The 4356-nt window shown below is 38.6% G+C and carries 4 protein-coding genes; all 4 read left to right on the forward strand.

The genetic code is table 11. From position 1 onward, the window contains the following. Positions 1 to 87 precede the first annotated feature (87 nt). From ACZYT3_RS12575 to ACZYT3_RS12590, 4 genes are read left to right on the forward strand one after another with little or no spacing between them, the layout of a single operon-like run. The gene (locus tag ACZYT3_RS12575) at positions 88 to 1380 is read left to right on the forward strand and encodes an alkaline phosphatase family protein (protein ID WP_294561257.1); all 1293 of its coding nucleotides are present in this window, start codon (positions 88 to 90) and stop codon (positions 1378 to 1380) included. A gap of 10 nt (positions 1381 to 1390) precedes the next feature. Beyond that, entirely contained in the window at positions 1391 to 2449 is a 1059-nt protein-coding gene (locus ACZYT3_RS12580) for an ABC transporter ATP-binding protein (protein WP_464088892.1), read from the forward strand. After that, positions 2446 to 3366: a carbohydrate ABC transporter permease gene (locus ACZYT3_RS12585; RefSeq protein ID WP_464088893.1), complete on the forward strand. Its 921-nt coding sequence runs from the start codon at positions 2446 to 2448 to the stop codon at positions 3364 to 3366. Before ACZYT3_RS12580 ends, ACZYT3_RS12585 begins: the two co-directional genes overlap by 4 nt. Positions 3367 to 3375: 9 nt before the next feature. Continuing rightward, positions 3376 to 4212, forward strand: coding sequence for a carbohydrate ABC transporter permease (locus ACZYT3_RS12590; RefSeq protein WP_294561260.1), 837 nt, complete (start codon positions 3376 to 3378; stop codon positions 4210 to 4212). The last annotated feature ends 144 nt before the right edge of the window (positions 4213 to 4356 follow it).

Genomic DNA, 4356 nt, shown 5'->3' on the forward strand with positions numbered 1-4356 from the left:
AAGGTTGAAGGAAATTGATTTCCTTCAACCTTTTATTCAATGAATAGATATCATAGATTCCGTTATGCTTTGAAAGGAAGGGAAGTTATGCGTAAATTACTGGTTTTTTGTTTAGATGCGCTATGTACGCTGGATTTGGAATATATGAAGACACTGCCTCATTTTAAGGAGGTTTTTGAAAAAGGAAGTGTGGTCAAGCATGTTGAGCCTGTTTATCCGACCTTGACCTATCCGTGTCATTGTTCCATATTGACGGGAAAAACAACTAAAAATCATGGAATCATACATAATGAGATTGTCGATGTTGAAAATCCAAACGCTCCTTGGTATTCACTTCGTTCACAGATCAAGGGAAAGACGCTGATGGATGTCGCAAAGGCCAACGGACTTACGACATGTTCGCTTACATGGCCTGTGTCAGGTGGAGCAGATATTGATTACAATATGCCGATGATTGTTCCGATTGATTATCAGGGCGATGATCCATATCAATTTTATGAAAATTATTCTACCCAGGAATTGCTGGATCGCTATTATTGGAAATATGAGCACTATCTAAAGGGAGAAGATAAAAATTTAGATGAGTTTACGATGCATCTTGCACTTGATATCATAGAAGATTATCATCAGCCGGATGTCATGCTCGTTAAGATGTGTGATCTGGATACGGTCAAGCATTGTGAAGGTATCGACAATGATGAAGTAAAAAAACAACTTAGAAAGCATGATCGTCAATTTGGACAGATTTTAGAAGCTGTCAGACGTTTTGGTGATTATGAAAACACAAATTTTGTAATTCTTGGTGACCACGGTCAACAGAATATCAAGCGTCATATCAATTTTAATTTATTGCTGAAGGAAAATGGATTTATCCAGACAGATGAACAGAATCGTTTGATTGACTGGCAGGCATATTGTCATTCCGCTTCTATGTCAGGCTGGATCCAGCTGAAGGATCCTAATGATGAAAAGCTTCGTAAAAAGGTATATGATTTTCTGATGGAAATTAAAAAGGATCCGCAATATAACATAGGATATGTATTTACTAAAGAAGAAGCAGATAGGGAATTTGGTTTAGCTTCTGAAAAGATTGACTTTGTAATCGAGGGTGATGAGCCGATGTCCTTTGACAGTACGCTTTCAGGAAAAGATCTGTTTGAAGAATATTTGAAGCCTGGATGGCATCACTCACTGGCTTCTCATGGATATCTGCCATTTAAAGATGAAACGACTGCTTTTCTGGCATTTGGAAAAAATGTACAGCAAGGGGTCGTGATCGAAAGAGGAACGATGTTGAATGAAGCTGTCACGATGGCTGCCATGTTGGGACTGACAATGGAAGACACCGAGGGAGCAGAGTGGCAAGAACTAATAAAATAGGAGATAGAAGATGAAAGTTACAATACAAAACTTAACAAAATGCTTTGGTGCAACAACTGCTGTAAATGATTTTTCGGCGGTTATTGAATCCGGAGAATTGATTGCACTGCTGGGCCCTAGCGGTTGCGGTAAAAGTACGATGTTAAATATGATTTCAGGTATTTTGCCGGTAACAAAGGGAAAGATCTTTTTCGATGATGAAGATGTTACCGATTTAAGCCCCGAAAAACGTGGTGTAGGTTTAGTATTTCAAAACTATGCTTTATATCCGCATATGACTGTTTTGGAAAATATCTGTTTTCCGCTAGAAATTAAAAAAGTTAAAAAAGAAGAGCGCATTGCCAGAGCCAAGGAAATGGCTAAGCTGGTTCATGTTGAAGCCTTGCTGGATCGAAAGCCAAGTCAGCTTTCAGGCGGACAGCAGCAGCGAGTAGCTATTGCCAGAGCATTAGTTAAACATCCGCGCATCTTGTTGCTAGATGAACCACTCTCAAATCTTGATGCTCGTTTAAGAATTGAGATGCGTGAGGAAATCCGTCGTATCCAACAGGAAACAGGCATTACAACAATTTTTGTTACACATGATCAGGAAGAGGCGATGAGCATTTCAGATCACATCGTTTTGATGCGGGATGGCTTCCTCCAGCAGATTGCCCGTCCACAGGAATTATATGATGAACCGGCGAACTGCTTCGTTGCCGATTTTCTTGGTACACCACCGATCAATAAGACTTATGGTGTTGTAAAAAATGGCACGATCGTTCTTGAAGGAGATTGCACAGTAGCCTTAGAAGCTGCGAAAAATCTTGATGAAGGACGTGAAGTGATCCTTTCCATGCGTGCCGAAGCTATTATTGTGAATGACAGTGCTCCGTTAGCCGAGGGTACGATCGAGGAAGTCTATGTCATGGGTAAGGAAGTATTGGCTTATGTGCAGCTGGGCAGTAAAAGAGTGAGAGCCTATGTCGAAGCTGATGAAGAATATGGCAAAGGTGAAAAAGTTAAAATCGGATTAAAGAAACGTGGTGTTTTTGTTTTTGATAAAGAAACGGGAGAACGTTTAGTATGAAACAAGTGCCATCCAAAAGCGTCAGCAAATTTTCTTTAGAAAAGTTGAAGAACAAATCAGAATGGCTGATTTACCTTGTTCCATTTGCTGTGGGAGTGATCATATTTACGCTTTATCCGATCATCAATGTATTTTTGACCTCATTTAAGGAAAATTTTAATTACATGACCAAAGAATTCAGTGGCTGGGGATTGGGTAATTATACCTATGTGCTGCAAGACCCATATTTCCATCAGGCACTGAAAAACACCTTCTTTTATGTATTTATCGTAATTCCGATCTCTACTTGCTTAGCGGTTTTGATTGCAACCTTATTGAATCAAAAGATCAAATTCAGCGGGTTATTTCAAACAGCCTATTTCTTGCCTATGGTCACATCAACGATTGCTGTTGGTTTGGCATGGCGATTCATGTTTAATTATAAATCAGGTGTTTTTAATTATTTCTTAGGGCTTTTTGGCATAGATGCCATAAACTGGCTGCAGGTAACAACGGGTAATTTTCCGGCATTGTGTATCTATGGTATTTGGGCTATCTTACCGTTTACGATCATTTTGCTTCTTTCAGGATTGCAAAATATCGATCCGATGTATTATACTGCCGCAAAAGTTGACGGAGCCGGTCCTATTCGTATCTTTTTCAAAATTACGGTTCCATTATTGATGCCGACGATATTCCTTGTCATGATCGTCAATACGATTAGCTGCTTTAAGGTATTTAATGAATTATTCCCGTTATTCAGCGGACCGGGTGTTGCCAATAATTTATATACAGCTGTATATTATATTTATTATCAATTCAGAATACAGATTCCTAGCCGTTATGGCTATGCGACAGCAGCGGCAGTCATTTTGTTTGGTATCATCTTTGTATTTACGATGCTTCAACGCATTATTGAAAAGAAGTTAAAAAACTAGGAGGGTAAGATGAAAAATATTTTTAAACATCTGACAATTGGAAGAGTTTTAACTTATTTCTTTCTGATCATCGGTGCACTGATCATGGTGTTTCCGTTTTATTGGATGATAACAGGTGCTTTTAAGACCTCGTTGGAAATTCAAATGTTTCCTCCTCAATGGATACCGTCTTCATTCAGCTTTGATAATTTCAAAGAGGCTTTGGAGAAAGCTCCTTTTGCTACTTATTTTATTAATTCCGTTATTGCGATGGTATCAAGCGTTACCTTATGTACGATTACGACGATTTTGGGAGCCTTTGCTTTTTCAAAGCTGAATTTCCCGGGAAGACATATTATCTTTGGACTTCTTTTAGGACTTATGATGGTTCCATTTGAAATGATCGTTATTACCAACTATCGTACAATAATCGACTGGGGAATTTATAATACACTTTTGGCACTGATCATTCCATTCACATCGAGCATTTTCTATATGTATATATTGAAAGGGTTCTTTGACAGCATACCTGACAGCTTGTATCAGGCTGCCAGGGTCGACGGTTGCAGCAATTGGAAATATTTATGGCGAGTAATGGTTCCGATCGCAAAGCCATCATTGGTAACAATAATTCTTTTGAATGCAATTGCTTCGTGGAATAGTTTCTTATGGCCGATGTTGGCGGTTGTTGACAGGGAATTAAGAACCTTGCCTTTCGGATTATATGCATTTGTATCTGAAGGTGGTGCGAAAACAGAGCTGATGATGGCCGCTTCAACGATCATCGTCATACCAATGATCATTCTGTTTATATTTGCAAGAAAACAAATCGTTAATGGTGTGGCCCGTGGCGGTATCAAAGGATAACAATTTATCTTATAGATTGAAATGGCGGATATGATGAATTTCATGTCCGTTTTTTTTTATAACATTTTTCAATTGGCGAAGATTTAAAAAAAAGAAGATATATTGATAAATTGATCCCGAAAAAAAAGGAAGGATCGTACATGA

It is taken from the genome of Traorella sp. mt218 (assembly GCF_055420025.1).